Origin of the sequence: Streptomyces hamibioticus (assembly GCF_047946815.1) — a bacterium.
Lineage (GTDB): Bacteria > Actinomycetota > Actinomycetes > Streptomycetales > Streptomycetaceae > Streptomyces.
On record NZ_JBKKQY010000001.1, the window covers coordinates 5,994,783 to 6,020,399 of the forward strand.

Annotated in this window: 23 protein-coding genes and 1 pseudogene; 15 read left to right on the top strand and 9 right to left on the bottom strand. The window is 73.8% G+C overall.

From position 1 onward, the window contains the following. Window positions 1-13: 13 nt before the first annotated feature. Entirely contained in the window at window positions 14-433 is a 420-nt protein-coding gene (locus ACLGIH_RS27185; protein WP_416527913.1) for a Rieske (2Fe-2S) protein, read from the bottom strand. A gap of 212 nt (window positions 434-645) precedes the next feature. Here ACLGIH_RS27185 and aroH point away from each other — a divergent pair, with 212 nt between their 5' ends. From aroH to der, 5 genes are all read left to right on the top strand, one after another. Next, window positions 646-1,008, top strand: a complete 363-nt coding sequence (gene aroH, locus ACLGIH_RS27190) for a chorismate mutase (protein WP_416527914.1) — start codon at window positions 646-648, stop codon at window positions 1,006-1,008. Next, window positions 1,005-2,090, top strand: a complete 1,086-nt coding sequence (locus tag ACLGIH_RS27195) for a prephenate dehydrogenase (RefSeq protein WP_416527915.1) — start codon at window positions 1,005-1,007, stop codon at window positions 2,088-2,090. Before aroH ends, ACLGIH_RS27195 begins: the two co-directional genes overlap by 4 nt. Before the next feature lie 112 nt (window positions 2,091-2,202). After that, on the top strand, window positions 2,203-2,898 hold the full coding sequence (gene cmk / locus ACLGIH_RS27200) for a (d)CMP kinase (RefSeq protein WP_416527916.1): 696 nt from the start codon (window positions 2,203-2,205) through the stop codon (window positions 2,896-2,898). Then, the gene (locus tag ACLGIH_RS27205) at window positions 2,856-3,551 is read left to right on the top strand and encodes a lysophospholipid acyltransferase family protein (RefSeq protein ID WP_416527917.1); all 696 of its coding nucleotides are present in this window, start codon (window positions 2,856-2,858) and stop codon (window positions 3,549-3,551) included. The genes cmk and ACLGIH_RS27205 overlap by 43 nt, the downstream gene beginning before the upstream one ends. Window positions 3,552-3,657: 106 nt before the next feature. Continuing rightward, window positions 3,658-5,139 carry a ribosome biogenesis GTPase Der gene (gene der, locus ACLGIH_RS27210; RefSeq protein WP_416527918.1) on the top strand — a complete coding sequence of 494 codons (1,482 nt, stop codon included), beginning with the start codon at window positions 3,658-3,660 and terminating at the stop codon, window positions 5,137-5,139. Between the two features lie 74 nt (window positions 5,140-5,213). Here the strand turns inward: der and ACLGIH_RS27215 are convergent, their stop codons facing one another. Further along, window positions 5,214-5,477 (bottom strand): hypothetical protein, encoded by a 264-nt coding sequence (locus tag ACLGIH_RS27215; protein ID WP_416527919.1) that lies wholly within the window; start codon window positions 5,475-5,477, stop codon window positions 5,214-5,216. 158 nt (window positions 5,478-5,635) lie between these two features. After that, window positions 5,636-6,421, bottom strand: a complete 786-nt coding sequence (locus ACLGIH_RS27220) for a hypothetical protein (protein ID WP_416527920.1) — start codon at window positions 6,419-6,421, stop codon at window positions 5,636-5,638. Window positions 6,422-6,961: 540 nt separating this feature from the next. Here ACLGIH_RS27220 and ACLGIH_RS27225 point away from each other — a divergent pair. Next, on the top strand, window positions 6,962-7,690 hold the full coding sequence (locus ACLGIH_RS27225) for a transglycosylase family protein (protein WP_416527921.1): 729 nt from the start codon (window positions 6,962-6,964) through the stop codon (window positions 7,688-7,690). Window positions 7,691-7,758: 68 nt separating this feature from the next. Here ACLGIH_RS27225 and ACLGIH_RS27230 read toward each other — a convergent pair whose 3' ends face one another. The 3 genes from ACLGIH_RS27230 to ACLGIH_RS27240 are packed head-to-tail and all read right to left on the bottom strand — an operon-like array spanning window position 7,759 to window position 11,941. After that, window positions 7,759-8,403, bottom strand: coding sequence for an ABC transporter ATP-binding protein (locus tag ACLGIH_RS27230; protein WP_416527922.1), 645 nt, complete (start codon window positions 8,401-8,403; stop codon window positions 7,759-7,761). Beyond that, entirely contained in the window at window positions 8,400-11,444 is a 3,045-nt protein-coding gene (locus tag ACLGIH_RS27235; RefSeq protein WP_416527923.1) for an ABC transporter permease subunit, read from the bottom strand. The genes ACLGIH_RS27230 and ACLGIH_RS27235 overlap by 4 nt, the downstream gene beginning before the upstream one ends. After that, on the bottom strand, window positions 11,444-11,941 hold the full coding sequence (locus ACLGIH_RS27240) for a hypothetical protein (protein WP_416527924.1): 498 nt from the start codon (window positions 11,939-11,941) through the stop codon (window positions 11,444-11,446). Before ACLGIH_RS27240 ends, ACLGIH_RS27235 begins: the two co-directional genes overlap by 1 nt. A gap of 161 nt (window positions 11,942-12,102) precedes the next feature. Between ACLGIH_RS27240 and ACLGIH_RS27245 the strand changes: the two genes are divergently transcribed. From ACLGIH_RS27245 to ACLGIH_RS27265, 5 genes are all read left to right on the top strand, one after another. Continuing rightward, window positions 12,103-12,654 (top strand): MTB12 C-terminal domain-containing protein, encoded by a 552-nt coding sequence (locus ACLGIH_RS27245; protein WP_416529489.1) that lies wholly within the window; start codon window positions 12,103-12,105, stop codon window positions 12,652-12,654. Beyond that, window positions 12,623-13,921 carry an ABC transporter substrate-binding protein gene (locus ACLGIH_RS27250; protein ID WP_416527925.1) on the top strand — a complete coding sequence of 433 codons (1,299 nt, stop codon included), beginning with the start codon at window positions 12,623-12,625 and terminating at the stop codon, window positions 13,919-13,921. Before ACLGIH_RS27245 ends, ACLGIH_RS27250 begins: the two co-directional genes overlap by 32 nt. Window positions 13,922-14,072: 151 nt before the next feature. Beyond that, on the top strand, window positions 14,073-14,882 hold the full coding sequence (locus ACLGIH_RS27255) for a hypothetical protein (RefSeq protein ID WP_416527926.1): 810 nt from the start codon (window positions 14,073-14,075) through the stop codon (window positions 14,880-14,882). Window positions 14,883-15,086: 204 nt separating this feature from the next. After that, window positions 15,087-16,067: a helix-turn-helix transcriptional regulator gene (locus ACLGIH_RS27260; RefSeq protein ID WP_416527927.1), complete on the top strand. Its 981-nt coding sequence runs from the start codon at window positions 15,087-15,089 to the stop codon at window positions 16,065-16,067. Between the two features lie 332 nt (window positions 16,068-16,399). Continuing rightward, a complete protein-coding gene (locus ACLGIH_RS27265) occupies window positions 16,400-16,615 on the top strand; it encodes an I78 family peptidase inhibitor (protein ID WP_416527928.1) in 216 nt (71 codons plus the stop codon). 135 nt (window positions 16,616-16,750) lie between these two features. On the opposite strand, the gene ACLGIH_RS27270 is transcribed toward ACLGIH_RS27265, so the two are convergent. Together ACLGIH_RS27270 and ACLGIH_RS27275 are read right to left on the bottom strand one after the other, a co-directional pair. After that, a complete protein-coding gene (locus ACLGIH_RS27270; RefSeq protein WP_416527929.1) occupies window positions 16,751-17,767 on the bottom strand; it encodes a phosphatase PAP2 family protein in 1,017 nt (338 codons plus the stop codon). A 237-nt stretch (window positions 17,768-18,004) separates the two neighbouring features. Further along, entirely contained in the window at window positions 18,005-19,168 is a 1,164-nt protein-coding gene (locus tag ACLGIH_RS27275; protein ID WP_416527930.1) for a hypothetical protein, read from the bottom strand. A 288-nt stretch (window positions 19,169-19,456) separates the two neighbouring features. Here ACLGIH_RS27275 and ACLGIH_RS27280 point away from each other — a divergent pair, with 288 nt between their 5' ends. Continuing rightward, window positions 19,457-21,052, top strand: coding sequence for an MFS transporter (locus ACLGIH_RS27280; protein ID WP_416527931.1), 1,596 nt, complete (start codon window positions 19,457-19,459; stop codon window positions 21,050-21,052). Between the two features lie 260 nt (window positions 21,053-21,312). After that, the gene (locus ACLGIH_RS27285) at window positions 21,313-22,503 is read left to right on the top strand and encodes an acyl-CoA dehydrogenase family protein (protein ID WP_416527932.1); all 1,191 of its coding nucleotides are present in this window, start codon (window positions 21,313-21,315) and stop codon (window positions 22,501-22,503) included. Window positions 22,504-22,674: 171 nt separating this feature from the next. Here ACLGIH_RS27285 and ACLGIH_RS27290 read toward each other — a convergent pair whose 3' ends face one another. Continuing rightward, a complete protein-coding gene (locus ACLGIH_RS27290) occupies window positions 22,675-23,112 on the bottom strand; it encodes a cell division protein SepF (protein WP_416527933.1) in 438 nt (145 codons plus the stop codon). 342 nt (window positions 23,113-23,454) lie between these two features. On the opposite strand from ACLGIH_RS27290, the pseudogene ACLGIH_RS27295 reads away from it, so the two are divergent. Both ACLGIH_RS27295 and ACLGIH_RS27300 read left to right on the top strand, forming a co-directional pair. After that, window positions 23,455-24,284, top strand: a pseudogene (locus tag ACLGIH_RS27295) (DUF1684 domain-containing protein); the annotation flags it as partial. 248 nt (window positions 24,285-24,532) lie between these two features. Further along, window positions 24,533-25,441 (top strand): S1 family peptidase, encoded by a 909-nt coding sequence (locus ACLGIH_RS27300; protein ID WP_416527934.1) that lies wholly within the window; start codon window positions 24,533-24,535, stop codon window positions 25,439-25,441. Window positions 25,442-25,617: the final 176 nt, after the last annotated feature.

Genomic DNA, 25,617 nt, shown 5'->3' on the forward strand with positions numbered 1-25,617 from the left:
CGTACGCGCGTCCTCACGTCAGACGGACCGAATTTCCCTCCACCTTGATCTGCTCCTCGGGCAGCGGCCGGGTGGCGGGGCCCTGCTCCACCGCGCCGTCGGTGATGCTGAACTTGCTGCCGTGGCAGGTGCAGTTGATGGTGCCGCCCGAGACGTCCGCCACGATGCAGCCCTGATGGGTGCAGACCGCCGAGAAGGCCTTGAGGCCGCCCTGCTCCGGCTGGGTCACCACGACCTTCTCGTCCTTGAAGACCGTGCCGCCGCCGACCGGGATGTCGTCGGTCTTCGCCAGTTCCTCGGCGGCGGTCTCCTGCGGGGCGGTCGGGCTCGCGGTCGAGGTGCCGCCACCGTCGCCACCGTCGCCGCAGCTGGCGGCGAGCGCCGCCGTGCCCGTCGCGAGGAGAACCGTCCGGCGCGTCGCGCTGTGGGTCATGTCGTCACTCCGTGGGGAGAGGGGATGCCGACCGGGTGTGCATCTTGGCATCGAAGCCCGCGCAGAGGAAGCAACCCGGAGAACGGGACAAAACGCGCCCCGGGCGCGAGGTCCGCCGGCCGTCTCAGGGAGCGGGCGGCGCGCACCGGACCGGCGCGGGCTGACTACGCTGGACGCACCAACAGCTACGCACGTCAGCAAGGAGCAACGCCGTGGCGGTACGAGCGGTGCGCGGCGCCGTCCAGCTCGAACGGGACGACGCCGGCCACATGGACGAGCAGGTCGCGGCCCTGCTCACCGCCGTCCTGGAGCGCAACGGCCTCACCGCCGACGACCTGATCAGCGTCTGGTTCACGGCCACGCCCGACCTGCGCAGCGACTTCCCGGCCGCCGCGGCCCGCAAGCTCGGGATCACCGACGTCCCGCTGATATGCGCCCAGGAACTGGACATCGAGGGCGCCATGCCGCGCGTCGTCCGGGTGCTCGCCCACATCGAGTCCGACAAGCCCCGCTCCGACATCGCCCACGTCTACCTCGGCGCCGCCGCGGCCCTGCGCAAGGACATCGCCCAGTGAGAACCGCACTCGTCATCGGCACCGGCCTGATCGGCACCTCCGCCGCCCTGGCCCTGACCCGGCGGGGCGTCACCGTCCACCTCGCCGACCACGACCCCGAGCAGGCCCGCACCGCCGCCGCGCTCGGCGCCGGCACCGACGAGGCGGCGGACGGTCCGGTCGACCTGGCGATCGTCGCCGCCCCGCCCGCGCACGTCGCCGACGTGCTCGCCGACGCCCTGCGGCGCGGCCTGGCCCGCGGCTACGTCGACGTGGCCAGCGTCAAGGGCGGTCCGCGCCGCGAGCTGGAGGCGCGCGGGCTCGACCTCTCCGCGTACATCGGCACCCACCCGATGTCCGGCCGGGAGAAGTCCGGCCCGCTGGCCGCCACCGGCGACCTCTTCGAGGGCCGCCCATGGGTGCTGACCCCGACCCGGGACACCGACACCGAGGTGCTGAACCTCGCCCTGGAGCTGGTCTCGCACTGCCGCGCGGTGCCGGTCGTCATGGACGCCGACGCCCACGACCGGGCCGTCGCCCTCGTCTCCCACATGCCCCACCTGGTCTCCAGCATGGTCGCCGCCCGCCTGGAGCACGCCGAGGAGGCCGCCGTACGGCTGTGCGGGCAGGGCATCCGCGACGTGACCCGGATCGCCGCCTCCGACCCCCGGATGTGGATCGACATCCTCTCCGCCAACCCCGGCCCGGTCGCCGACCTGCTCACCGACGTCGCCGCCGACCTGGAGGAGACGGTGCGCGCCCTGCGCTCCCTGGAGTCCGCCGACGGGGACAAGCGCCGTGCGGGCACCGCCGGCATCGAGGACGTGCTGCGCCGCGGCAACGCCGGGCAGGTCCGGGTCCCCGGCAAGCACGGCAGCGCCCCGCGGGCCTACGAGACGGTGGCCGTCCTCATCGACGACCAGCCCGGACAGCTGGCCCGCATCTTCGCGGACGCCGGCCGGGCCGGCGTCAACATCGAGGACGTGCGGATCGAGCACGCGACCGGGCAGCAGGCCGGTCTGGTGCAGCTGATGGTCGAGCCGAAGGCCGCCCCCGTGCTCACGGCCGCGCTCCGGGAACGGGGCTGGTCGATCCGCCAGTGATCCCCGGACTCGTCCGGCTGTCCGAGGGCCTGCTGGGAGCCAGTAACCTGGTGCGGGGCGCGTTCGTGTCCCGCACACCACTCACCACACCGCACCAGGAAGGTGTCCCCCCGTGGAAAACGGCGCCGCCCGGACCGCCCCGGCAGTGATTGTCGCCATCGACGGCCCCTCCGGCACGGGCAAGTCGAGCACCTCGAAGGCCGTGGCCGCCCAGCTCGGCCTGAGCTACCTGGACACCGGCGCCCAGTACCGGGCGATCACGTGGTGGATGGTCACCAACGGCATCGACACCGACGACCCCCGGGCCATCGCCGCCGCGGCCGACAAGCCCGAGATCCTCTCCGGCACCGACCCGGCGAGCCCCACCATCACCGTCGACGGCGTCGACGTCTCCGGCCCGATCCGCACCCAGGAGGTCACCTCCAAGGTCAGCGCGGTCAGCGCGGTGCCGGAGATCCGGACTCGGATCACGGAGCTGCAGCGGGCGATCGCCGCCTCCGCGGTGACCGGCATCGTCGTCGAGGGCCGCGACATCGGCACCACGGTGCTGCCCGACGCCGACCTCAAGATCTTCCTCACGGCCTCCCCGGAGGCCCGCGCCGCCCGCCGCAGCGGCGAGCTGAAGGGTGCCGACGTCAACGCCACCCGCGAGGCCCTGATCAAGCGGGACGCGGCCGACTCCACCCGCAAGACCTCCCCGCTGGCCAAGGCCGGCGACGCGGTCGAGGTGGACACCACCGACCTCACGCTGCAGCAGGTCATCGAGTGCGTGGTCACCCTCGTCGAGGAGAAGCGGGCCGGGAAGTGAGCCGTCCGTCGCAGCCGCCCTCCGAGAGGGGCGCCGAGGTCGGGCGGCGCATCGGCGTCGGCCTGATGTACGGGCTGTGGCGGCCGCGCGTGCTCGGCGCCTGGAAGGTGCCGGCGAGCGGCCCGGTGATCTTCGCCGTGAACCACTCCCACAACGTCGACGGCCCGATGGTCATGGGCGTGGCACCCCGGCCGACGCACTTCCTGATCAAGAAGGAGGCGTTCATCGGCCCGCTGGACCCGTTCCTCACCGGGATCGGCCAGCTGAAGGTCGACCGGAGCACCGCCGACCGCGGCGCGATCACGCAGGCGCTCGACGTACTGTCGGCCGGTGGGGTCCTCGGCATCTTCCCGGAGGGCACCCGCGGCGAGGGCGACTTCGCCGCGCTGCGCGCCGGGCTGGCGTACTTCGCCGTGCGCAGCGGCGCCCCGATCGTCCCGGTCGCCGTCCTGGGAAGTTCCGGGCGGCCCGGACGGTTGATAAAGGCGCTGCCCCCGCTGCGCTCGCGCATCGACGTCGTCTTCGGCGACCCCTTCGAAGCCGGCGATGGCACCGGGCGGCGCACCCGCAAGGCCCTGGACGAGGCCACCGAACGCATCCAGAAGCAGCTCACCGCGCACCTGGAAAACGCCAGGCGCCTCACCGGGCGCTAGTGTCGGCCTCGGGTTCTCCCGCGGCAGACCCTGCGACACTTGAGTAGTGGATCACCCGTGTACAGGGGTTTCCACCGATCACCACGATGAACGAGGTACGGACTTCATGAACGACGACATCCACTCCGAGGGCTCGGGCGAGGAGCACGACCACGGGGCGCTCGGTGACGCCGAGTACGCGCAGTTCATGGAGCTCGCCGCGGAAGAGGGCTTCGACCTGGAGGAGGTCGAGGGCGCCATCGAGGCGGCCGGGCACGGCCCGCTGCCGGTCCTCGCCGTCGTCGGCCGCCCCAATGTCGGCAAGTCGACCTTGGTCAACCGGATCATCGGCCGCCGCGAAGCGGTCGTCGAGGACAAGCCGGGCGTCACCCGCGACCGGGTCACCTACGAGGCCGAGTGGGCCGGGCGCCGCTTCAAGGTCGTCGACACCGGCGGCTGGGAGCAGGACGTCCTCGGCATCGACGCCTCCGTGGCCGCCCAGGCCGAGTACGCGATCGAGGCGGCCGACGCGGTCGTCTTCGTCGTGGACGCCAAGGTCGGCGCGACCGACACCGACGAGGCGGTCGTCCGGCTGCTGCGCAAGGCCGGCAAGCCGGTCGTGCTGTGCGCCAACAAGGTCGACGGCCAGAGCGGCGAGGCCGACGCTGCGTACCTGTGGTCGCTGGGCCTCGGCGAGCCGTACCCGGTCTCCGCGCTGCACGGCCGGGGCACCGGCGACATGCTCGACCAGGTCCTCGCCGTCCTGCCCGAGGCGCCGCGCGAGACCTTCGGCGGGCGTGGCATCGGCGGCCCGCGCCGCATCGCCCTGATCGGCCGCCCGAACGTCGGCAAGTCCTCGCTGCTGAACAAGGTGGCGGGCGAGGAGCGCGTCGTCGTCGACGAACTCGCCGGCACCACCCGCGACCCGGTCGACGAGCTGATCGAACTGGGCGGCACGACCTGGAAGTTCGTCGACACGGCCGGCATCCGCAAGCGCGTCCACCTCCAGCAGGGCGCCGACTACTACGCCTCGCTGCGCACCGCCGCCGCGGTGGAGAAGGCGGAGGTCGCCGTCGTCCTCATCGACGCCTCCGAGTCCATCTCGGTGCAGGACCAGCGCATCATCACCATGGCCGTCGAGGCGGGCCGCGCGCTCGTGATCGCGTACAACAAGTGGGACACCCTCGACGAGGAGCGCCGCTACTACCTGGAGCGGGAGATCGAGACCGAGCTCGGCCAGGTGACCTGGGCGCCGCGGGTCAACGTCTCCGCGCGCACCGGGCGGCACATGGAGAAGCTGGTCCCGGCGATCGAGACGGCCCTGGCGGGCTGGGAGACCCGGGTGCCGACCGGCCGGCTCAACGCCTTCCTCGGCGAACTGGTCGCCGCCCACCCGCACCCCGTGCGGGGCGGCAAGCAGCCGCGCATCCTGTTCGGCACCCAGGCCGGTACCAAGCCCCCGCGGTTCGTGCTGTTCGCCTCCGGTTTCATCGAGGCCGGCTACCGCCGCTTCATCGAGCGCCGGCTGCGCGAGGAGTTCGGCTTCGAGGGGACGCCGATCCACATCTCGGTGCGGGTGCGCGAGAAGCGCGGCGCGAAGAAGAAGTAGCGGCGACGGCGGTACAGCAGCGACGACAGCGAAAAGGGCGGTCCCGACCGGGACCGCCCTTTTCGTTCCTGGCGTCAGAAGCCTCTGCGCGGTGCCGGTGGCAGCGCGGCCGGGACGTGATGCATACCGAGCCGGGCGCTGTGGGCGCCCGCGCTGTAGGAGCTGTACGAGCCCCTGCTGCGCGGGATGCTCCGGAATGCGATGAATCCCAGCTGCTCCTCGCCGCTGCGGTCGCCCGGCAGCGAACGGAAGGACTTGACGTACTCGGCGTAGAGCGCGTCGTAGATCGGCGTGGCCGATGGGCCGCCCTGGCGGTGGAAGGCGTCGTATGCGTGCACATCTGTGCAAACGACCCGAAGGCCGAAGAGATGCGGCTGGACATCGTCCCTGACCGGGTGCGGGGCCGTGACCCGGCGCGGCTCCGCCGCGTGGGCGCGGGCGAGCACCGGTCAGCCGCTCCCGCCGAACTGCCGCCGCCGTCCCGGGCGGGCGGCGCTCAGGTCCCCGCCAACGGCAGCGCCGCCGCGACCAGCCGCCCGTTCGCCGCCGCCTTGTCCAGCGCCTCCCGGAGCAGGTCCTCCCGCGGCTGCCGGCCGATCGAGCCGGCCGGCGCCGCGAACATCAGCACCTGCTGGTGCTTGTTGGCCGCCGTGCGCCACCCGTCGGTGACCTGGAGCGGCTGGTGGGCCTGCCACCAGGCCACCGGCCGGCCGCCGTCCGGGCTGGGCTGGAGCACCGCGTGCAGCTGTCCCATGGCGAGCAGCACCGACCAGCCGTGCAGCACGGGCGGTACCGTCGACAGGTCCGTGACCGGCGTGAAGCCCTGCTCGATGAGCAGCGGCAGGAAGTCGTCGCCGTTGCCGCCGGTCGCGCCGGGGCGCGCGATGGGCGAGGTCGGCTCCACGACCAGCGCGGGGTGCAACTCCCCGGAGATCAGGACCAGTCCGCTGGTCACGCCGAGCACGGCCTGCTCGGGCACGACCTTGTCGGGCTCCAGGTCGACCGTGTCGCCGCTGATGGACCTCACGGCTCCCTGGAGCTGCTCCTCGGTGACCTTGACGACCTGCGAGGGCAGGCAGCCGGCGTGGGCGAAGGCGAGGACGGCGGTTTCGTCCCCGATGAACAGGACGGTGCTGGTGCGCTCCTGCTCGGAGTCGCCCGGGGTGCGACAGGACGTGCAGTCGTAACTGCCCGGGGCGGTCTCTCCGGCGAGCAGCCGGTCGGCTTCTTCGTCGCCGATCTCGGCGCGTACCTCGTCGCTGACGTCGAGCATGCGCGGCACGGGTGGCTCCCTCGGGATGCGGTGCGTGGCGGGGCCGGGTGGCTCTCGGCCCGTGGTCCGGGTGGGTCCCCGGCTCATGAAGACACAACGGCCGATCTGTGGCGGGAGTCACGCTCCACGGCGAACGGAATCGCACCATCCGACGCGCACGGTCACCTGCCGGGCGGAAACGCGTACTCACCGTCAAGTACGCCCGCGTGTGCGGGCGTTGATCCAGTGAGGTGGGTCACAGGGGGCCGGTGCCGCTGGTCGACAAATCGGGAAATCCACGAATGAATTGGGTGACCGAAAATCGCCGATACCCGGGGTAACGGCGAACTGGCCTGCGGTGTCGAGGAGTTGGTTGATCCCCGCGAGCCGTGCTCCCTACATTCCTCCGCCGAGTGCAACGAGCACCGCTCGGGCACGTCCGCCGACCGCACCACACCGGCCCGCACCACGGCCGTCCTCCGGCGGACGGGGCGGAGCGCGGCGAACCGCGTCGGGTGCGCGGGGAGCGCGTCCCGCCCGGGGGAGCCCGGGTGCGTCGAAGGGATTTCCATGTCCGAGTGTGCCGATACCACGCCCACCACGCCCACCACGCCCGCCACGCGGTCCGCCGGCTCCACCGTCGGAGCCACCCCGCGCGGCAGCGCTCGCAGAACCCGCACGACGGCCGTCCTGGCCGGCGCGGCCCTGCTCGCGCCCCTGGGACTGCTGGCCGCGACCGGGGACGCCGCGGCGGCCGACGGCGGCGTGTGGGACCGCATCGCCCAGTGCGAGAGCGGCGGCAACTGGCACATCAACACCGGCAACGGATACTACGGCGGGCTCCAGTTCGCCGCCTCGACCTGGCGCGCCTACGGGGGCACCGCCTACGCGCCGACCGCCGACCGGGCGACCAGGGACCAGCAGATCGCCGTGGCGACCAAGGTGCAGCGGGCGCAGGGCTGGGGCGCGTGGCCGACCTGCGCGGAGCGGGCCGGCGCGTACGGCGACGCACCGTCCACCGGCGCCGGCCAGGCGCCGTCCACACGGCCGGCCGAGTCGCAGCCGTCGGGGACGTCCGCACGGTCGCAGGCCCCGGCCACGGCACCTGCCCCGGCCCGGCGGACCGGGCACACCGACCGCGGCTCCACCCGCGGCGACCACATCGTCCGCCAGGGCGACACGCTGAGCGGCATCGCCGCCCGGTACGGCACCACCTGGCAGCGCCTCCACGCCGTCAACCGGGCCGTCATCGGCGGCGACCCCGATGTGATCGTGCCGGGGCAGCGCCTCGAACTCTGAGCCGTCCCCGTCGGCCCGGAGCACGGGCCCCGTCCGGTCCCCACCGGCCGGGCGGGGCCCGCGGCGCCTCACCGCCGCCGCAGTTCGGCCGCCTCGCCGCTGAACACCACCGTGCCGCGGCGCAGTTCGTGGACCAGGACGGTCCGGCGGTGCAGGCCGGGCGGCAGCCGCTGCTCGGCGACCACCACGCACGCGTCCAGGGAGCCCAGCAGCTCGTAGGTGCGGGCCGCGACCGCGGGCGACAGGCCCTGCGCGGGCTCGTCGACGAGCACCACGCGCGCGCGTGCCAGCAGTGCCCTCGACAGCGCCAGCATTCGCTGTTCGCCGCCGGAGAGGGTGCCGGCCCGGCGCGCGAGCAGGGCCGCGAGCTGCGGATAGGCGTCGAGCGCGGGGCCGGGGTCGGCCGCGGTGAGTTCGAGGTTCTCCCGCACGGTGAGGGAGGCGAACACCGCCCGCCGCTCCGGCACCAGGCACAGTCCCCGCCGGGCCCGCTCGTACGCCGGTACGCGCGTGACGTCGGCGCCGTCCCACTCCACCGCCCCGCCGGACAGCGGAACGATGCCGGCCAGGGCGCGCAGGGCGGTCGTCCGTCCCGAGCCGTTGCGGCCGAGCAGGACGGTGAGACCCGGGCCGGGCGCGGTGAAGCTGACGCCGTGCAGGGCCTCCACCGGGCCGTAGCGCACGCGCGCGTGACGCAGGGCGAGGGCGGTCACGGGCCTGCCCCTTGGGACATCGCGTCGAGAACGTCCTCGGGCGGGCCGGAGGCGGTGATGCGGCCGGCCGTCATCACGTGCACCACGTCGGCGAGGTCGGCGACCAGGTCGAGGTCGTGCTCGACGACCAGTAGGGCGGTGCCGTCGGCGGCCAGCGCCCGCAGCACCCGGGCCAGCGCGGCCACCTCGGCGCTGTCGAGCCCGGCGGCCGGCTCGTCGAGCAGCAAGGCGCGCGGGCCGCCCGCGAGGGCGCGGGCCAGCTCCACACGGCGCAGCGTCCCGGTGGGCAGCCCGGCGGCGGGCAGTGCCCGGGCCGGCCCGTCCAGGCCGAGCAGCCGGAGCGTGCGCTCCACGGCGTCCGGGTCGGTGGCACGCCCCTGCTCGGCGCCGACGCGGACGTTGTCGGCCACGGTGAGCGTCGGGAAGACGGCCGGCTGCTGGAACGTCCGGCCGATGCCGAGCCGGGTGCGGGCGTGGGCGGGCAGCCGCGTGACGTCCCGCCCGCCGAGCCGGACCTCCCCGCGCGCGGGCCGCAGCGTGCCCGCCAGGCAGTGGAACAGCGTGCTCTTCCCGGCCCCGTTGGGCCCGACCACCGCGGTGATCCGTCCCCGCGGGACGTCCAGACCGACGCCGTCGAGCGCGGTGAAGCGGCCGTAGCGGACGTGGAGGCCCCGGGCCGTGAGCAGCGCGGGGCCGGGGCGGCGGGCCGGGCGCGCGCCGCCGCGCGGCCCCCCGCCATGGCCGTCGTCCCGGCCGGCCGGGGCTTCGGCGTCCCCGGCGGTCCGGGGCGCGGCGGTGGCCGGCGCGTCCGGGACGGTACGGGCCCCGGTGCGTCGGGCGGTCGGGGGCTTCGCGTCCGCCGCCGTGTCCCTGTCGGCTCCCGGCTCCGTGCCGGTTCCTGTGCCGGCCCCTGTCCCTGTGCCGGTCCCTGTTCCTGTGCCGGTCCCTGTTCCTGTGCCGGTCCCTGTCCCTGTGCTGGTCCCTGTCCCTGTGCTGGTCCCTGTCCCTGTGCTGGTCCCTGTCCCTGTGCTGGTCCCCACTCCCGTGCCGGCCCCGTCGGCACCACGCGAGGGCCGAGCCCCCACGTCCCTCGGCCCGCCAACCCGCCGCCGGGGCCGGTCGCCCGCGGATCCTCCTCCTGCGGCCGTCAGGCCCGCCGGAACAGGCCGGCCCGCGCGGTGGTTCCGCTCCGGACGGATCCGCCCGCGCACCCGCGCCCCCAGCGGCGTCAGAGCCGCCCGGCGTCGTGGCCGCAGGCGTTCCGCCGCCGTGCGCAGGGCCTCGTACGGGCCGCCCGGGAACCGGCCGAGCGACACGGCCAGGACACCGATCAGGGCCGCCGCCACCCCGCCCCGCGCCCCCGCGTCGAGGCCGACCAGCAGGGCCGCGGCGAGCAGGGCGCCCAGGGTGCTGTCGGCGCCGAGGACCACGACCGCGGCGAACCAGAGCAGACCGCGGACGGGGTCGTACGCCGCCGGGTCGAAGGCGCGCAGCCCCATGCCGAGCATGGCGCCGCCGAGCCCGGCCAGCGCGGCGCCCGCGACGAACGCCAGGAGCTTCAGCGCGGGCACCGGGACGCCCGCCGCCGAGGCACCCGACTCGTGGTCCCGCATGGCCGCCAGGGCGCGGCCGGTGCGGCCCCGGCGCAGTGCCGCCGTCACCAGCAGGGCGAGCGCGAGGAGGGCCAGTTCGAGGACGTAGTAGGCGCGGTCGCCGGCGAAGCCGGCCGGGCGGCCGAGGGACAGGCCCGCGGTGGCGTACGGCTGGGCGAAGACGAACCGGCTCACCCCGACGCCGACCGCGAACGTCGCGAGCGCCAGCGCCAGTCCCCGGCGGCCGATCGCGGGCCAGCCGGTGAGCAGGCCGAGCGGAGCCACCAGGGCGACCGCCACCGCGAGCGCCGCCAGCTCCGGGAGCCGCGGCAGGCCCGGGAAGCGGCCCGCCGCCAGCAGAGCCGTGAAGAGGGCGCCGAGGCCCGCGTACGCCGCCTGGCCCAGCGAGATCTGGCCGCCCCGGCCGGTGACCACCACCAGCGACAGCAGCACCACGGCCAGCGCCGGCACCTGCACCGCCGTGTGCAGATCCCGGCCCGCGAAGCCGAGCGGCAGCAGGAACAGCACGACGGCGACCAGCCACGCGCCCGGCGGGGTCGGCACACGCGCGGTGGCCGGGCGCGGCAGCGCGTCGCGCGTGCCGACGCCGGGCAGCACCAGTGCCGCGACCAGCAGCGCCACCACGAACAGGTTCGCCCCCAGCGCCTGCACCAGCGGCTCGCCCCAGCCGGCCGGGTGCAGCCGCGTCAGCTGGCTCTGCGCCACCCCGATGCCGAGCGCCACCAGCACCGCCACCGGCAGACTGCGCATCCGCGCGGCCACCGCGACCGCCACCACCTCCGTCACCAGCAGCGGCAGCCCGTACGGGTCCAGTCGCACGTACGGCGCCAGCAGCACGCCCGTCAGACCCGCCGTGAACGAGCCGAACGCCCAGCCCGCCGCGGCGACCCGGTCCGCGTCGATGCCGCCGAGCACGGCGAGCCGCCGGTCGTCGACCACCGCCCGCAACTCCTGCCCGAACCTGCCGAAGCGGCTCACCGCCCCGACCGCGGCGGCCAGCACCAGCACCACCGCGAGCTGGGCCCACGGCTCGCGCGCGAGCAGCTCCGGCGCGTCGGCCCGGGCGCCCTGTCCCCACAGCAGCGCCGCCCCGCCCACCAGCAGCACGAACACCCCGAGGGAGGCCACCAGCGTCTGCGCCGGGTCACCGCCGAGCACCGCCAGCGGCCGGAAGACGAACCGCTCCAGGACCAGGCCGATGCCCGGCGCCAGCACCAGCAGCGTCAGCGCGGCGGCCGGCCACAGCGGCCAGCCCCACTCGACCACGCACTGGCGCAGTGCGTAGGCGCACACCATGGCGATCGCGCCGTGCGCGAAGTTGAGCACACCCGTGGCCCGGTAGGTCACGATCAGGCCGATCCCGGTGAGCGCGGCGGCGCTGCCGACCGACAACCCGGCCAGGGTGAGGTCGTACGTCAGCGACGCCATCAGCCGGGGTCGCCGCCGGGCTCGCAGATCGGGCAGGGGTCCAGCTCGCCGCTCGCCGAACGCTCCGCGTCCACCGGCACAGCTTCCGGCTTCCCGGCGACCAGCGGGCAGTCCGCGCGATGGAACAGCGTGCCGCCCGGCACCGTGCGCAGCTCCCCGCTGACCGCGACCGGCGCGCCCGGCGCCCGGCCCGAGGCGTCGGCGCCGGCGGGCTCGGTCTCCACCAGCAGGCCGTACAGCTCCTCCACGCGCGCGGCGGCGATCGTGGTGCGGCCGTGGGCCAGCAGCACCGCCCCGGCGACGATCAGCGCGGCGCCGGGCACGGTGCAGGAGGCGAGGTAGGGCAGCTGCCGCTCGGCGAACCGCTCGCCGGAGACGCCGTACCAGCCCAGGACGCACAGCACGGCGCCCGCCGCGAGCGCGGCCCAGCCGGCCCACAGGACGGGATGCGCGGTCCGCAGGACGGGACGCGCCAACCGCCGCCGGGCTGTCCGCATCGCTGGCTCCCTCCGGCCGCCCGAGGCTGCCGCCGGCTCCCGGTGACTGCCTCTGTCCCACTCTGTCCAAGCTCGCCGATGGCTTGCACTATGCCTTCTGGAAGCCGACCCTGAAAGCACCGGGCGCTCATGGCCCGGACCGACATCCGGTGGTGAGCCACATGGTTCTCGGCAACTTCCCCGGGCGGGGCAGCGCGGGGCGGGGTACGGCGCTGGCCGCGGCCCTGGCTCTGTTCCTCGCCCCGGCCCTCGCGGCGTGCGGCGACGACGACGGCGGCGGAGGCGGCAGCCCGCCCCCGACCCCGCCCGGCGAGCGGACCACGACCAGCGCACCGGCCAGCGCGCCCGCGGACCGGGCCGCGGCGGAGCGCGAGATCGAGGAGAACTGGGAGAAGTTCTTCGACCCGGACACCCCGGTGGAGGACAAGCAGGCCGTGCTGGAGAACGGCGACCGGATGGCACCCGTGCTCCAGGCCTTCGGCGGCGACGAACGCGCCGGGCAGGTCGAGGCCGAGGTGTCCCGGGTCGAGTTCACCTCGCCGACCGAGGCGAAGGTGACGTACTCCCTGGCCCTCCAGGGCTCCACCGCCCTGCCCGACGCCTCCGGCACCGCCGTCGAACAGGACGGCACCTGGAAGGTGTCCGCAAAGACGCTGTGTGCGCTGGTGCAGATGAGCGGCAATGGGTCGGCGTCGCCGATCCCGGGTTGCTGAGGCCGCTGCCGCGGTGCTGCTGCTCGCCCTGAGCGCGGCCTGCGGCAGTCGTCTGCCCGAGAGCGCCTTCGAGCGCGACGACCGCTCGCCCGCGCCCGCCCGCACCGGCGCCGGGCCGATCCACGTCGGCGTCATCACCAGCGCCACCAGCCCGGTGGGCGGCGATGCCTTCACGGGCCCCCGCGACGGCGCGCGGGCCTGGTTCGACCGGCTCAACGCGCGCGGGGGCGTCGACGGCCGCCGCGTCGAGGTGCACCTGTGCGACGACGGGGGCAGCGGCATCGGCAACCAGGAGTGCGTGCACGAACTGATCGACGAACGGAAGGTGGTCGCCCTGGTCGCCACCACCGCCCTCGACTACGCGGGTGCCTCCCGCGTCTCCCGCGCGCGCGTGCCGGACATCGGCGGCCAGCCCATCGGGCCCGCCTACGACACCTGGCCGCACCTGTACGGCATCTACGGCAGTCTGGCGCCGCGCCGGGGCACGCCCGGCTGGGACGGGAAGCTGTACGGCGGCACCGAGGTCTACCGCTACTTCAAGCGCGAGCACGGTGCCCGCACCGCCGCCGTCGTCTCCTACAACCAGTCCGCGTCCGCGGCCTACGCCCGGCTCGTCGAGCGGGGCCTGAAGGCCGAGGGCTACGAGGTGGTGACCGAGCAGGTCGACTTCGCGCTGCCGAACTTCCGGGCCGTCGCCGCCGATCTGAAGGAACAGGGCGTCGACCTGGTGTTCGACGCCATCGACCGGCACGGCAACGCCCGGCTGTGCGCGGCCATGGACCAGGTCGGTGCGGACGTCCTCGCCAAGGTCACCAACGTGCAGAACTGGACCTCCGCGGTCGCCGAGGACCACCGGGACGCCCCGCGCTGCCGCAACGCCCTGTGGGCCACCGGAGCGAGCCGCAACTTCGACGACACCGGACATCCGGCCGTACGGGAGTTCCGGGAGGCCACCGAGGACCTGGAGACCCACTCCCAGTGGCAGCTGGAGGGCTGGGCCGCCGCCCGCTGGTTCACGGACGCGGCCCGCTCCTGCGCGAAGACGGGCGTCACGCGCGCGTGCGTCGACGCCTACATGAACCGCAGCGACGGCTACACCGCCGGCGGCCTGCTGCTCCCGGTGGACTTCGCGCGCCTGCCCGAGCCGCCGGAGCACCGCAGGACCTGTCTGTCGGTGGCCCGGTGGAAGGACGGGCGCGGCTGGATCAGCCAGGGCGACATGGACCGCACCTGCTTCGACGTCCCCCTGCTGGCCTATGCGCCATGACCGCCGGCCGACGCCGCCGTGCCCCCGTCGGGTACAGCGTGATCCCCGTCCTATGCACCGTGACCGCTTCGCAACCAGCATGAAGGCAACCAGAAGACCGCGTTCCCGGTCTCATCGGACGACGAAACAGCCCAGGGAGGAACAGCACCGCATGACGTCGCCGGCCCGGCAGGCCGCACCGCTGCGCGCCGACTGCATCGCCGACTCCGCGGGCGGGCTGACCTTCGACGTCGCCGCCCCCGGAGAGGGCGGCGTGGCGCATCTGCTGCTGCGCCGCCGCGACGGCGACGACGAGGTCAGTCTGCCGCTGGCCCCCGCCGCCGAGGGCCGGCTGCGCGCCGCGCTGCCCAGCACCGTCGCCCTGCCCGAGGGCCGCTGGGACGCCTACGCGAGCGTGGCCGACGACGAGCCGCGCCGCCTGGTGCCCGGCGTCACCGACCTGCGCTCCCTCGCGGCCCGTACCCCCAGCGGCTTCCTCGGCCATGTCGCCGTCCGCATCCCCTACGCCACCCGGCAGGGCAACCTCACCGTCCGCAGCTGGCTGCGCGCCCCGCACGCCGAGGCCGTCGAACTGCGGGCGGGCGACACCGGGCTGACCGTACGGGGCCGGGTGTACGGCACCCAGCTCGTCCCCGGCGCCCACGCCGAGCTGCACGGCCGGCCCGGCGCGGGCGCGGGCGGCGTACGCCGGGTCGCCGTGGCCGGGGAGCGGGCGGAGTTCCGCCTCACCGTGCCCTACGGCGAGCTGGCGCCGGGCGTCTGGGAACTGTGGCTCAGGCCGGCCGGGGCGGGCGGGCCGCGGGTCCGGGTCGCGCGGCTGCTGGACGACGTCGCCGACAAGCAGCCGGTGTTCACCTTTCCCTCCGCGCGCGTGGAGACGCCCGCCGGCCCCGTGGAGGCCGGGCCGTACTACACGCGGGACAACGACCTCTCCGTGTCGGTCACCGCGCCGGGCTCCTGAGGAGCCCTGGGAGCCCACTGAGCCGCCAGAGGAGCAGGAGGAGCAGGAGAACTGTCGGACGGTCACCGTCCTGCGCGCGCCGGGCCGCTGGCACGCGCGGGACCGTGACCGGCGCGGGGAGACCGGGGAGCCGTTGCCGTGCTTCCAGGGCGGGCGCCCGACTTGCGGACAGTGGCTGTCCGCGACCGCTGGCAGACTCGGCCCATGCTCGAGACCTCGGCACGACTCCTGCGCCTGCTCTCCCTCCTCCAGGCCCACCGCGAGTGGTCCGGCAACGATCTGGCCGACCGCCTGGGCGTCTCCCCGCGCACCGTCCGCCGGGACGTGGACCGGCTGCGCGAGCTGGGCTACCCGGTCAACGCCAGCCCCGGCACCGGCGGCGGCTACCAGCTGGGCGTCGGCGCCGAGCTGCCGCCGCTGCTGCTCGACGACGACGAGGCCGTCGCCGTGGCGGTCGGGCTGCGCACGGCCGCCGGGCAGGGCATCGAAGGCATCGGGGAGACCTCCGTCCGGGCCCTGGCCAAGCTGGAGCAGGTGCTTCCGCACCGGCTGCGTCGCCGGGTCGGCGCGCTCAACGCCTTCACGGTGCCGATGCTGCGCGGGGTGCAGTCCTCCGCCGTCGACCCGGCCGTCCTCACCGAACTGGCCCATCTGTGCCGGGACGCCGAACGGCTGCGTTTCACGTACCGCGGGCACGGCGGAACGGATTCCCGGCGCACGGTCGAGCCGTACCGCCTGGTGTGCACCGAACGGCGCTGGTACCTCGTCGCCTTCGACCTCGACCGCGCGGACTGGCGCACGTTCCGGGTGGACCGCGTCACGCCCATGCCACCGCACGGCCCGCGGTTCACCCCGCGCGAACCGCCCGCCGAGGACCTGGCCGCCTACGTCTCCCGGGGCGTCTCCACGCGGGTGTACGCCGAGCACGCCGTCGTCCGGCTGCTGGTGCCCCTGGAGGAGGCCGCGGAACGGGTCTCGCCCTCCTCGGGAGTGCTGGAGGCCGAGGGCCCGGACAGCTGCCTGCTGCGCACCGGCGCCGCGAGCCTGGACCTCATGGTCCTGCACGTGATGATGCTGGGCCTCGAGTTCGAGGTGGTGGAGCCGGCCGAGCTGACCGGGGCGATCAGGACGGCGCGTGACCGGCTGGCCCGCGCGCTGGCCCGGGCCGAGCCGCCGGCGCCGTGACGGGGCATGGAGACGGTGTGGTCCAAGTGTGTTTTTCCTGTGAACCCACCAGTATCCGGAACTTTCGCCCGGGCCGGGTCGGTAATGCCGTCCTCGGCGTTTTGCGCGGCCCTTTCGCCCGGCCATTCGAAAGGCCGTCACGCCGCTGGGGAATTTCCCTCCGACGCCCGGGGAACGGCCGGGGAAGGCGCGCGGAACCGCCCGTCCGTGTGACGGAGTCCCAGCAAAACGCCTGTCGCGCGTCTGTGACAGAAGTGTGACGAGAGGGATGTCCGCGCCCTGCCGTTACCCCTGGGCTTCCCCGGCCGCGGAGCAGCGCATAGCGTGGCGGTATGGCGCCGATTCCGACACCCTCATCCGAACCCCAGGACAGCCCGGACACATACGTCGGCCTCGACTCCGACGCGGCCGAACGGCGCGCGCGAGAGCGGGGCTGGTCGACGGTGCGGGCCCTGCCGCCGGGAGCGATCATCACCATGGAGTACCGCGTGGGCCGGCTGAACTTCGAGGTGAAGGACGGCCGCGTGGTCCGGGCCTGGAAGGGCTGACACCAGGGTCCGGACCACACGAACCGGCACACGAACCGGCACACGGCGACGGCCCCGGCTTCCGCACGGAAGCCGGGGCCGTCGTGGCGTGCGCGGGGCGGGCTGTGCGTACCGGGTCCCGCGCCGAGCGGCGGGTCAGCCGGTCGTGCCGTGCCGGGCGGTGGGGGCGGAGTTGCGCGGGTGGCGGTCGGAGTGCTGCGGACGGCGGCTGCCGGCCGGGGTGACCGGCGTGCGCTCCGCGCGGGTCGTGTGCGGCCCCGGGGCCAGATAGGCCGGCGTCCTGGGGCAGGCCGCCGAGACCGGCTCGCACGCCGGGGTCTTTGCCGGGTCGGAGGGCGGCGGCGTGAGCACCACCGGGGTGCTGACCGGCCGGTTGCCCGGCGCCGGACGGCGCAGGCGGGCCGACCAGCGGTCGCGCAGGGCCAGGATCCAGGCCTCGGAGCGGGCGATCAGCGGCTCGAACCACGGCAGCGCCAGCAGGATCAGCAGGCCCGCGACCCAGCCGAGGAGCACGTCGCTCAGCCAGTGCGTACCGATGTAGACCGTGGACATCCCGACGCCGAGCGAGACGACCGCGGACAGGGCGGACAGCCAGCGGCGGGCCCGGGGAGTGGAGGCCAGGTATGCCAGGATGCCCCAGGTCACCACGGCGTTGGCGGTGTGACCGCTCGGAAATATATCGCCGCCGGCCCACATCTCGTTCGAGCCGATCGTGGTCGCGTAGTGCGGTCCGAGGCGGCCCATGCCGATCTTGGCGGCACCCACCGTGACGTTCAGCAGCAGCAGTGAGACGGCCAGCGCGAGCAGGGGTCGCAGCGTGTGCTGGCGCCAGGAGCGCCAGCCCAGCCACGCGGCGACCATCACGGCGGTGGGGCCGCGCTGGCCCAGCACCACGTAGTAGTCCACGAAGGCGTGGAGCTCCGGCCACTGCTGGTAGGGCCGGAAGAACATGACCTGCCAGTCGAGCCGGACCAGCCAGGAGGTGATCAGCACGGCCCACACGATCGCCACATAGAACGCGAGGGTGCCGGCGAACAACGCAATCCTGTGCCGGCTCATCTTCGGCACATCGAGCAGGACCGGGCGTTCGGGTTCCCGGTCCAGTCTTGCGAACACCCGCTCCAGACGGGTGAGGTTCCGTTCGGTACGCACCCAATCGACGTTACAGCGAGTGAGGAGCGATCCCGGACGAATCAACGGCTTTGTGATGACGATGTGATGTGGGATTCCTCTCAGGGCGGAACCATTTCCCGGGATTCCGCAATGCGGGCCGAGAGTGACCTGCATTTATTCTGATCATTCCGGGTGGCGGTTTTATCGGCCCTTATGAATTCGTTCATCGAATACTGGTGCGGAATTTCCCTGCCGCTCACCGGGGGCCCCGGTCGGTCAGGGCGGACCGGAGCCGTTCAGCCAGAACGCCCCGTAGATCGCCGACGCCATCGCCGCACCGCCCGCCACCAGCGTCGACCTGGGAGTCCGCAGCCGCGCGAGCGCCACGGCGAGGGGCAGCAACAGGGGGAAGGCGGGCAGCAGCAGCCGCGGCTTGGAGCCGAAGTAGCTCGATGCGCACAGGGCGAGCGCGGTGACGACCCCCGCGTACACCAGCAGCGCGAGCGGCTGGCGCTGCCGTACGCAGGCGACGTACAGCCGGATCACCAGCACGACGCCGACGACCAGGCCCGCCCCCGCCAGGGCGGACGGGAACGACGTGAACTTCCCGGCGACGAAGCGGGCGAAGGCGTACCCGCCGTCGAACCCGTTGCGCCAGCCGGCCTGTACGTCGAGGTAGCCGAGTGGCCCCCGGCCCGTGCGGTGCCCGACCCACAGCACGTACCCGGCGGCGCCCAGGGGGGCGAGCAGCATGCCGACGACGCGCCGCACGCGCTCGCCGGGGACCGGGGCCCCGCCGCGGTCGCGCACGAACGCCGCGGTCCCGGCCGCCCACACCGCGGCCACCACCGCGAGACCGACCGGGCGGGTCAGTCCCGCAAGCAGGGCCAGCGTCCCCGCCGTCACCCAGCGGCCGGTGAGGACCGCGTACAGCGACCAGGCCGCCAGCGCCGTGAACAGCGACTCGCTGTACGCCATCGACTGCACGATCCCGACCGGCAGGACGGCCCACAGCAGCACGGCGCAGACGCCCGCCCGGACGCCGTACGCGTGCTCCGCCACGGCGAAGATCCCCCAGGCCGCGGCGAGCGAGGCGAGCAGGGCGACCACGAAGCCGGCGTCGGCGTACGACAGCGGCGACACCGCCGCACCGAGCCACTCCAGCCCGGGCAGCAGCGGGAAGAACGCGAGACTGGAGTGCACGTCCCCGCCCGGCAGCCGCACCTCGTAGCCGTAGCCCAGCTCGGCCACCCTCGTGTACCAGAGCGCGTCCCAGCGGGCGGTCAGCAGCGTGTACGCGCTCTTGTCGCGTGCGGCGCTCCACAGGGCCAGGGCGATCAGGCCCAGGGCGCGTACGGCCGTGTAGCCCAGGAGCGCCGGGGCGGCCCGGCGCAGGGCCGGGAAGCGATCGGCCGTCACCCGCATGTCAAGATCGGTCACGGACCCGATTATCGGCATCGGTCACGGGCCCGATCACCGGCGGCCTCCGGAACCGGCAGGTCGGCCGGGCCGGCGCAGCGGACGAGCGCAGTGGCGTACGCCACATGCGTTACGCGCAACCGGTGAGAGGTCCGCCACGCGAGCGGCGCCCGGACTCGCGTACGCTGACGAGTCACTCGCGTTGCGCTGCGCGGCCCGGAGACCACCGCTCCGCTCCGGGCGAGCCGCGGGGAGTCCCCACCCCGCACAGCCCCGCCGGACGCGAGGGGACATCTGGGAGGTACGTACATGTCCGGGACGACCACGGCTGCCGTCGGGCTGCGCCGTCGGGCGGCCGGGGCCGGTGCCAACCGCTGGGTGGTGCTCGTCGTCCTCTGCGTCAGCCTGCTGCTGGTCGCCGTCGACGCCACCGTGCTGCACGTGGCGGTGCCCGCCGTCACCGAGGACCTCAGGCCCGGCGCGATAGAACTGCTCTGGATCGTCGACGTCTACCCGCTCGTCTGCGCCTCGCTGCTGATCCTGTTCGGCACGCTCGGTGACCGGGTGGGCCGCAGACGGATCCTCCTTCTGGGGTACGCCCTCTTCGGCGTCGCGTCCGCGCTGGCCGCCGTGGCCGACAGCGCGCAGGTCCTCATCGTGGCCCGGGCACTGCTCGGCGTCGGCGGCGCGATGATCATGCCCGCGACGCTGTCCATCCTGCGGCAGGTCTTCCCGGACCGGCGGGAGCGGGCGCTCGCCATCGGCGTCTGGAGCGCGGTGGCGGCGGTGGGCGCGGCGGTCGGGCCGCTGGTGGGCGGCTTCCTGCTGGAGCACTTCTGGTGGGGCTCGGTGTTCCTGGTGAACATCCCGCTGATGCTGGTCAGTCTGCCGGTGGGACGGCTGCTGCTGCCCGAGTCGAAGGGGGACGGCCAGGGCCCCTGGGACGTGGTCGGCGCGCTGATGGCGGCGGCCGGGCTCTTCGGGATGGTGCTGGGGGTGAAGCGGCTCGGCGGCGGGGAGCCGGTGGCGAGCGTGCTGACGGTGGTGCCGCTGGTGGTGGGCGCGGGGCTGTTGGTGGCGTTCGTACGGCGCCAGCGGCGGCGCCGGCATCCGCTGGTCGACCTGCAGATGTTCCGGCGGGCCGCGTTCAGCACGTCCGTCGGGTGCATCGTGCTGGCGATGCTCGCGCTGGTGGGTCTGGAGCTGATCGCGGCGCAGTACCTGCAACTGGTGCTGGGGCTGTCCCCGCTGGAGACCGGGCTGCGGCTGCTGCCGCTGACCTTCGCGGCGATGGCGGCCGGGCTGGCGGGGGCGCGGATGCTCCGGCGGTTCGGGCCGCGGCGGATGGTGTGCGCGGGGTTCTGCCTGACGGCGGGGGCCGTGGTGCTGCTGACGGCGATGGGGCGGGACGACAACTGCGCGCTGCTGCTCACCGGTTTCGTGCTGCTCGGGTTCGGGCTGGAGACGACGCTGTTCGGGGCGTACGAGTCGATGCTGAGCGAGGCGCCGCCGGAGCAGGCGGGCGGGGCGGCGGCGATCGGCGAGACGTCGTACCAGCTCGGGGCCGGGATCGGGATCGCGCTGCTGGGGAGCGTGATGAACGCGGCGTACGCGCCCGGGCTGGCGGGGGTTCCCGGGGTGCCGGCGTCGGCGTCGGCCTCGGCGGCGCATTCGCTGGGCGAGGCGTACGAGGTCGCTGCGCAGCTCGGCGGGCCGGTGGGGGCCGCTCTGCGGGAGGCGGCTCGGGATTCGTTCGTGCACGGGCTGCATGTGACGCTGCTGGTGAGCGCGGGGTTGTTGGTGCTGGGGGCGGTGATGGCGCTGCGGTTGCCGCGGGGGATGCAGTGCGAGGCGGTGAGTGTGCCGGCGCCCAGGGACGCGGTGGAGTCCCGCGTATCGGTGTGACCGCGGGGGCGTCGCCCACCCACGCGCCATCCGTTCACCGCCGATCGGCAGCCGAACGTCGCCCGTGGGGGTGCGCTCTCGCCGGCGGCCGCGGCCCCCGTCAGGCATCGGGCTCACCGCCCTACTGGCTGGTGAGCGGACGGCGCGTGGGTGGGCGAGGGACGCACAGGGAGAGTGGACGGGGGATGTACCGGCGCCGTAACGTCGGCACGAGTGCTTTAGCTAGCGGTGCTAGTTAACGAGTTCCGGGAGGATATGACATGGCCTCGTCCTCGAAGCCCCCCGCCTTCGACCCCGCCGACCCCCTCGGCCTCGACGACCTGCTCGAACCCGAGGACCTGGCCGTCCGGGACACCGTCCGCTCCTGGGCCGCCGAACGCGTGCTGCCCCACGTGGCCGAGTGGTACGAGCAGGGGGAGCTGCCCGGCATCCGCGAGCTCGCGCGCGAGCTGGGCGGGATCGGGGCGCTGGGCATGTCGCTCGACGGTTATGGCTGCGCCGGCGCCAGCGCCGTGCAGTACGGCCTCGCCTGCCTGGAGCTGGAGGCCGCCGACTCCGGCATCCGCTCCCTCGTCTCCGTCCAGGGCTCCCTCGCCATGTACGCCGTCCACCGCTTCGGGAGCGAGGAGCAGAAGCAGACCTGGCTCCCCCGTATGGCCGCCGGTGAGGTCATCGGCTGCTTCGGGCTCACCGAGCCCGACCACGGCTCCGACCCGGCCTCGATGCGGACCCACGCCAAGCGCGACGGGTCCGACTGGGTGCTCAACGGGCGCAAGATGTGGATCACCAACGGGTCGGTGGCCGGCGTCGCCGTCGTGTGGGCGCAGACCGATGACGGCATCCGCGGATTCGTCGTACCGACCGACACGGCCGGCTTCTCCGCACCCGAGATCAAGCACAAGTGGTCCCTGCGGGCCAGTGTCACCAGCGAGCTGGTCCTCGACGACGTACGACTGCCCGCCGACGCCGTCCTGCCGGAGGTCACCGGGCTGCGCGGTCCGCTCAGCTGCCTCTCGCACGCGCGGTACGGGATCGTCTGGGGTGCCATGGGGGCTGCTCGGAGCTGTTTCGACGCGGCCGTGGAGTACGCGAAGTCGCGGGAGCAGTTCGGGCGGCCCATCGGCGGATTCCAGCTGACGCAGGCCAAGCTCGCCGACATGGCGGTCGAACTGCACAAGGGGATTCTGCTCGCCCATCACCTCGGGCGGCGTATGGACGCCGGCCGCCTGCGTCCCGAGCAGGTCAGCTTCGGCAAGCTCAACAACGTACGGGAGGCGATCGGGATCTGCCGTACGGCCCGGACCATTCTCGGGGCCAACGGGATCTCCCTCGAATACCCCGTGATGCGGCACGCGACGAACCTGGAATCGGTGCTCACCTACGAGGGCACCGTCGAGATGCACCAGCTCGTGCTGGGCAAGGCGCTCACCGGAATCGACGCCTTCCGGTAAGCCGCGAAAGCGGACTGGAAGACGGTCGGAAGAGGACCGGGAGAAGACCAGAAGAGACCAGAAGAGGCCGGAAGAAGGCCCGGAAGGCCGGAAGGCCGGAAGAGGCGGGATGAGGCCGGAAGAGGCCGGAAGAGGGACGAGGGGCAGGGCCGGCGGTCGCGCGGCCCTGCCTCAGCTCTGGTTGAAGAAGCCGTCCGAGCGGTGCGCGGCCGGCTCGCCGCTGATGATCTGGGTGTCGGACGGGCTCAGCAGGAACACGCGGTTGGACACGCGCTCGATCGAACCGCGCAGACCGAAGATCAGTCCGGCCGCGAAGTCCACCACGCGCTTGGCGTCGGCGGGCTCCATGGCCGTGAGGTTCATGATGACCGGGACCCCGTCCCGGAACAGCTCGCCGATGGCACGCGCGTCCCGGAAACTGTCCGGGGTGACCGTGCCGATGCGACGGCCTCTCTCCTCGGCGACGTCCGCGGCCACCTTCACCCGCGGGTCCGTGACCCAGGCGTCCCCGGAGCCGGTGCCCTCGGAGTAGTCGTCGTCGTAGTAGCGCTCGTCTTCGTTGTCGTCGACGAGGCCGAGCCACGCACTCGCCTTGCGTACCGATCCCATGGACGCCTCCTCTCACAGCGGTCTTTCGTTCTTTCCGCATCCCTATGGTCATCCATGATGCGGACGTCGCGCCAAGTGGATAGACGCCGCGCGGGGGGTTTGTGACGGTACTGGTGCACAGCGAATCCGTCGAGAGTCCGTGTGTCCCAAGGGTCGTTTCCCAAACGGCTGCTGACTGTGAGTGAAATATGATTCTTCTCGGCGTACGGGTGATGTGCGGGGCGTCCGGGTGAACGGGCGGGCCGAGACGATGCCGCAGCTCAGCGTTCGCGTATCGGTGTTGACGGGGACTCAGACCGGTCCCGGCACCCCGCTGCCGCCGGACCGTGGAAGGGTGGCCCCATGACGACGACGGACGACGCGGCCGGCGCATCCGGCTCCTGGCGGCGATGGCACGAGCAGCGCGTCGCCACGGTGTCGGCGCCCTACGGGCCGCTCGCGCTGACCGGCACCCACTGGCCGGAGGACAATCCGGACGGTCGACTTCCGGACATCCCCGGGAACTGGCGTGCGGACGGTGACGCGGTACTGCTCACGGCCGCCGCGGCGGACGGGCTGACGGTCGACGGACGCCCCCTCGACGGTGCGGTGCGGCTCGCGGCCGACCCGGGACCGGCGAGCGCGGCCCGGGTCGGGGTCCCTCCACCCGAGCGACGCCGGGAGCGGGGGAGTACGGCGAACGGCGTCTGGTCGTGCTGGTCCGGGAGGGTGTCTGGGGCGTGCGCGACTTCGACCCCGCCGCCGAGGCCCGGCGGACGTTCCGCGGCATCGAGGCCACGCCGTACGATCCGCGCTGGTCGGTGCCGGGGCGCTTCACCCCGTACGACGCCGGGCGGCGTGAGGTGCGGGTGCCCAGCGCCGACGGGCGCGAGCGCGGGCTCGGGCTGGGCGGTGAGCCGGCCTTCACTCTGGCCGGGCGGGAGCTGACGCTCCAGGTGACGGTCGAGGAGGACGGCTCGCTGTGGGCCGTGTTCGCCGACGCCACCAGCGGCGACGGCAGTTACGGCTTCCGGTTCCTGCGCCCGGCCGCGCCGGACGCCGACGGCCGTACGACGGTCGATTTCAACCGCGCGCTGCTGCCGCCGTGCGCGTTCGCCGACCACTTCGTCTGTCCCTTCCCGCCCCCGGGGAACACGCTGGACGTCGCCGTCGCGGCGGGGGAGCGGAAGCTGCTCCAGGGGCCTGCTGCGAAAGCGGCGTCTGCCGCGCGACGTCCGGCCGAACCCCCACAGATCGTTCAAAGCTTGACGGCCGAAAGGCACCCTTGCGCCGACCGTCCGTTCGGCCGAATACTCCCCCTCAGCGCTTGTCAGGGGCACGGCGTGTACGAAATCCGGACACCCGGTGTTTGCCTGGCTGCGCCTCACGGGCCCGCAACCCCACGAAAGGGCCCCCGACTTCCCCTGTGGAGGAACGAAAAGTGAGGATCAAGCGCACCACCCCCCGCAGCGGCATCTCGAGACGGACTCGGCTGACCGCCGTATCCGCCGGCCTCGTGGCCGCCGCCGCGATCGCGGTCCCCAACGCGAACGCGTCCGACACTCCCGCCACCTTCAGCTCCGCCGAACTCAAGAGCGCGAGCGGCGCGGTGCTGAAGGCCGACGTCCCGGGCACCGCCTGGGCCGTCGACAGCAAGTCCGGCCGGGTGCTGGTCACCGTCGACAGCACCGTCTCCCAGGCCGAGATCGCCAAGATCAAGAAGCAGGCCGGCAACAACGCCGACGCGCTCACCATCAAGCGCACCCCCGGCAAGTTCACCAAGCTGATCCAGGGCGGTGACGCCATCTACGCGAGCAGCTGGCGCTGCTCCCTCGGCTTCAACGTCCGCAGCAGCAACGGCACCCAGTACTTCCTGACCGCCGGCCACTGCACCGACGGCGCGGGCACCTGGTACGCCAACTCCGGCCGTACCACGGTCCTCGGCTCGACCTCCGGGTCCAGCTTCCCGGGCAACGACTACGGCATCGTCCGGTACACCAACTCGTCCATCAGCAAGCCCGGCACCGCCAACGGCGTGGACATCACGCGCGCGGCCACGCCGAGCGTGGGCACCACCGTCATCCGCGACGGCTCGACCACCGGCACCCACAGCGGCCGGGTCACCGCCCTCAACGCCACCGTCAACTACGGCGGCGGCGATGTCGTCTACGGCATGATCCAGACCAACGTCTGTGCCGAGCCCGGCGACTCCGGCGGCCCGCTCTACGGCAGCAACGGCACCGCCTACGGTCTGACCTCCGGCGGCAGCGGCAACTGCCGCACCGGCGGCACGACCTTCTTCCAGCCCGTCACCGAGGCCCTGAGCGCCTACGGCGTCAGCGTCTACTAGGCGTCCGCCCGGCCGGACGCCGGACGCGGCCGGCAGCACCACCTCCGCCCCCGCACGCAACCACCGTGCGGGGGCTCCCTTCTGTGCGGGTGCGGCGTTTGCGCCTGGGGTACGAGCGCGCTCGCGACTGCGGGGCAGGAGTGCCGGGTGAATGGTGAAGGCGGTGTGCGCGCCTT

What these genes read in the sequence shown, in the direction of transcription:
- ACLGIH_RS27185 (WP_416527913.1), bottom strand. Translation starts at nt 433, where the DNA reads ATGACCCACAGCGCGACGCGCCGGACGGTTCTCCTCGCGACGGGCACG.
- der (WP_416527918.1), top strand. Translation starts at nt 3,658, where the DNA reads ATGAACGACGACATCCACTCCGAGGGCTCGGGCGAGGAGCACGACCAC.
- ACLGIH_RS27225 (WP_416527921.1), top strand. Translation starts at nt 6,962, where the DNA reads ATGTCCGAGTGTGCCGATACCACGCCCACCACGCCCACCACGCCCGCC.
- ACLGIH_RS27235 (WP_416527923.1), bottom strand. Translation starts at nt 11,444, where the DNA reads ATGGCGTCGCTGACGTACGACCTCACCCTGGCCGGGTTGTCGGTCGGC.
- ACLGIH_RS27240 (WP_416527924.1), bottom strand. Translation starts at nt 11,941, where the DNA reads ATGCGGACAGCCCGGCGGCGGTTGGCGCGTCCCGTCCTGCGGACCGCG.
- ACLGIH_RS27245 (WP_416529489.1), top strand. Translation starts at nt 12,103, where the DNA reads ATGGTTCTCGGCAACTTCCCCGGGCGGGGCAGCGCGGGGCGGGGTACG.
- ACLGIH_RS27250 (WP_416527925.1), top strand. Translation starts at nt 12,623, where the DNA reads ATGGGTCGGCGTCGCCGATCCCGGGTTGCTGAGGCCGCTGCCGCGGTG.
- ACLGIH_RS27255 (WP_416527926.1), top strand. Translation starts at nt 14,073, where the DNA reads ATGACGTCGCCGGCCCGGCAGGCCGCACCGCTGCGCGCCGACTGCATC.
- ACLGIH_RS27260 (WP_416527927.1), top strand. Translation starts at nt 15,087, where the DNA reads ATGCTCGAGACCTCGGCACGACTCCTGCGCCTGCTCTCCCTCCTCCAG.
- ACLGIH_RS27265 (WP_416527928.1), top strand. Translation starts at nt 16,400, where the DNA reads ATGGCGCCGATTCCGACACCCTCATCCGAACCCCAGGACAGCCCGGAC.
- ACLGIH_RS27280 (WP_416527931.1), top strand. Translation starts at nt 19,457, where the DNA reads ATGTCCGGGACGACCACGGCTGCCGTCGGGCTGCGCCGTCGGGCGGCC.
- ACLGIH_RS27285 (WP_416527932.1), top strand. Translation starts at nt 21,313, where the DNA reads ATGGCCTCGTCCTCGAAGCCCCCCGCCTTCGACCCCGCCGACCCCCTC.
- ACLGIH_RS27290 (WP_416527933.1), bottom strand. Translation starts at nt 23,112, where the DNA reads ATGGGATCGGTACGCAAGGCGAGTGCGTGGCTCGGCCTCGTCGACGAC.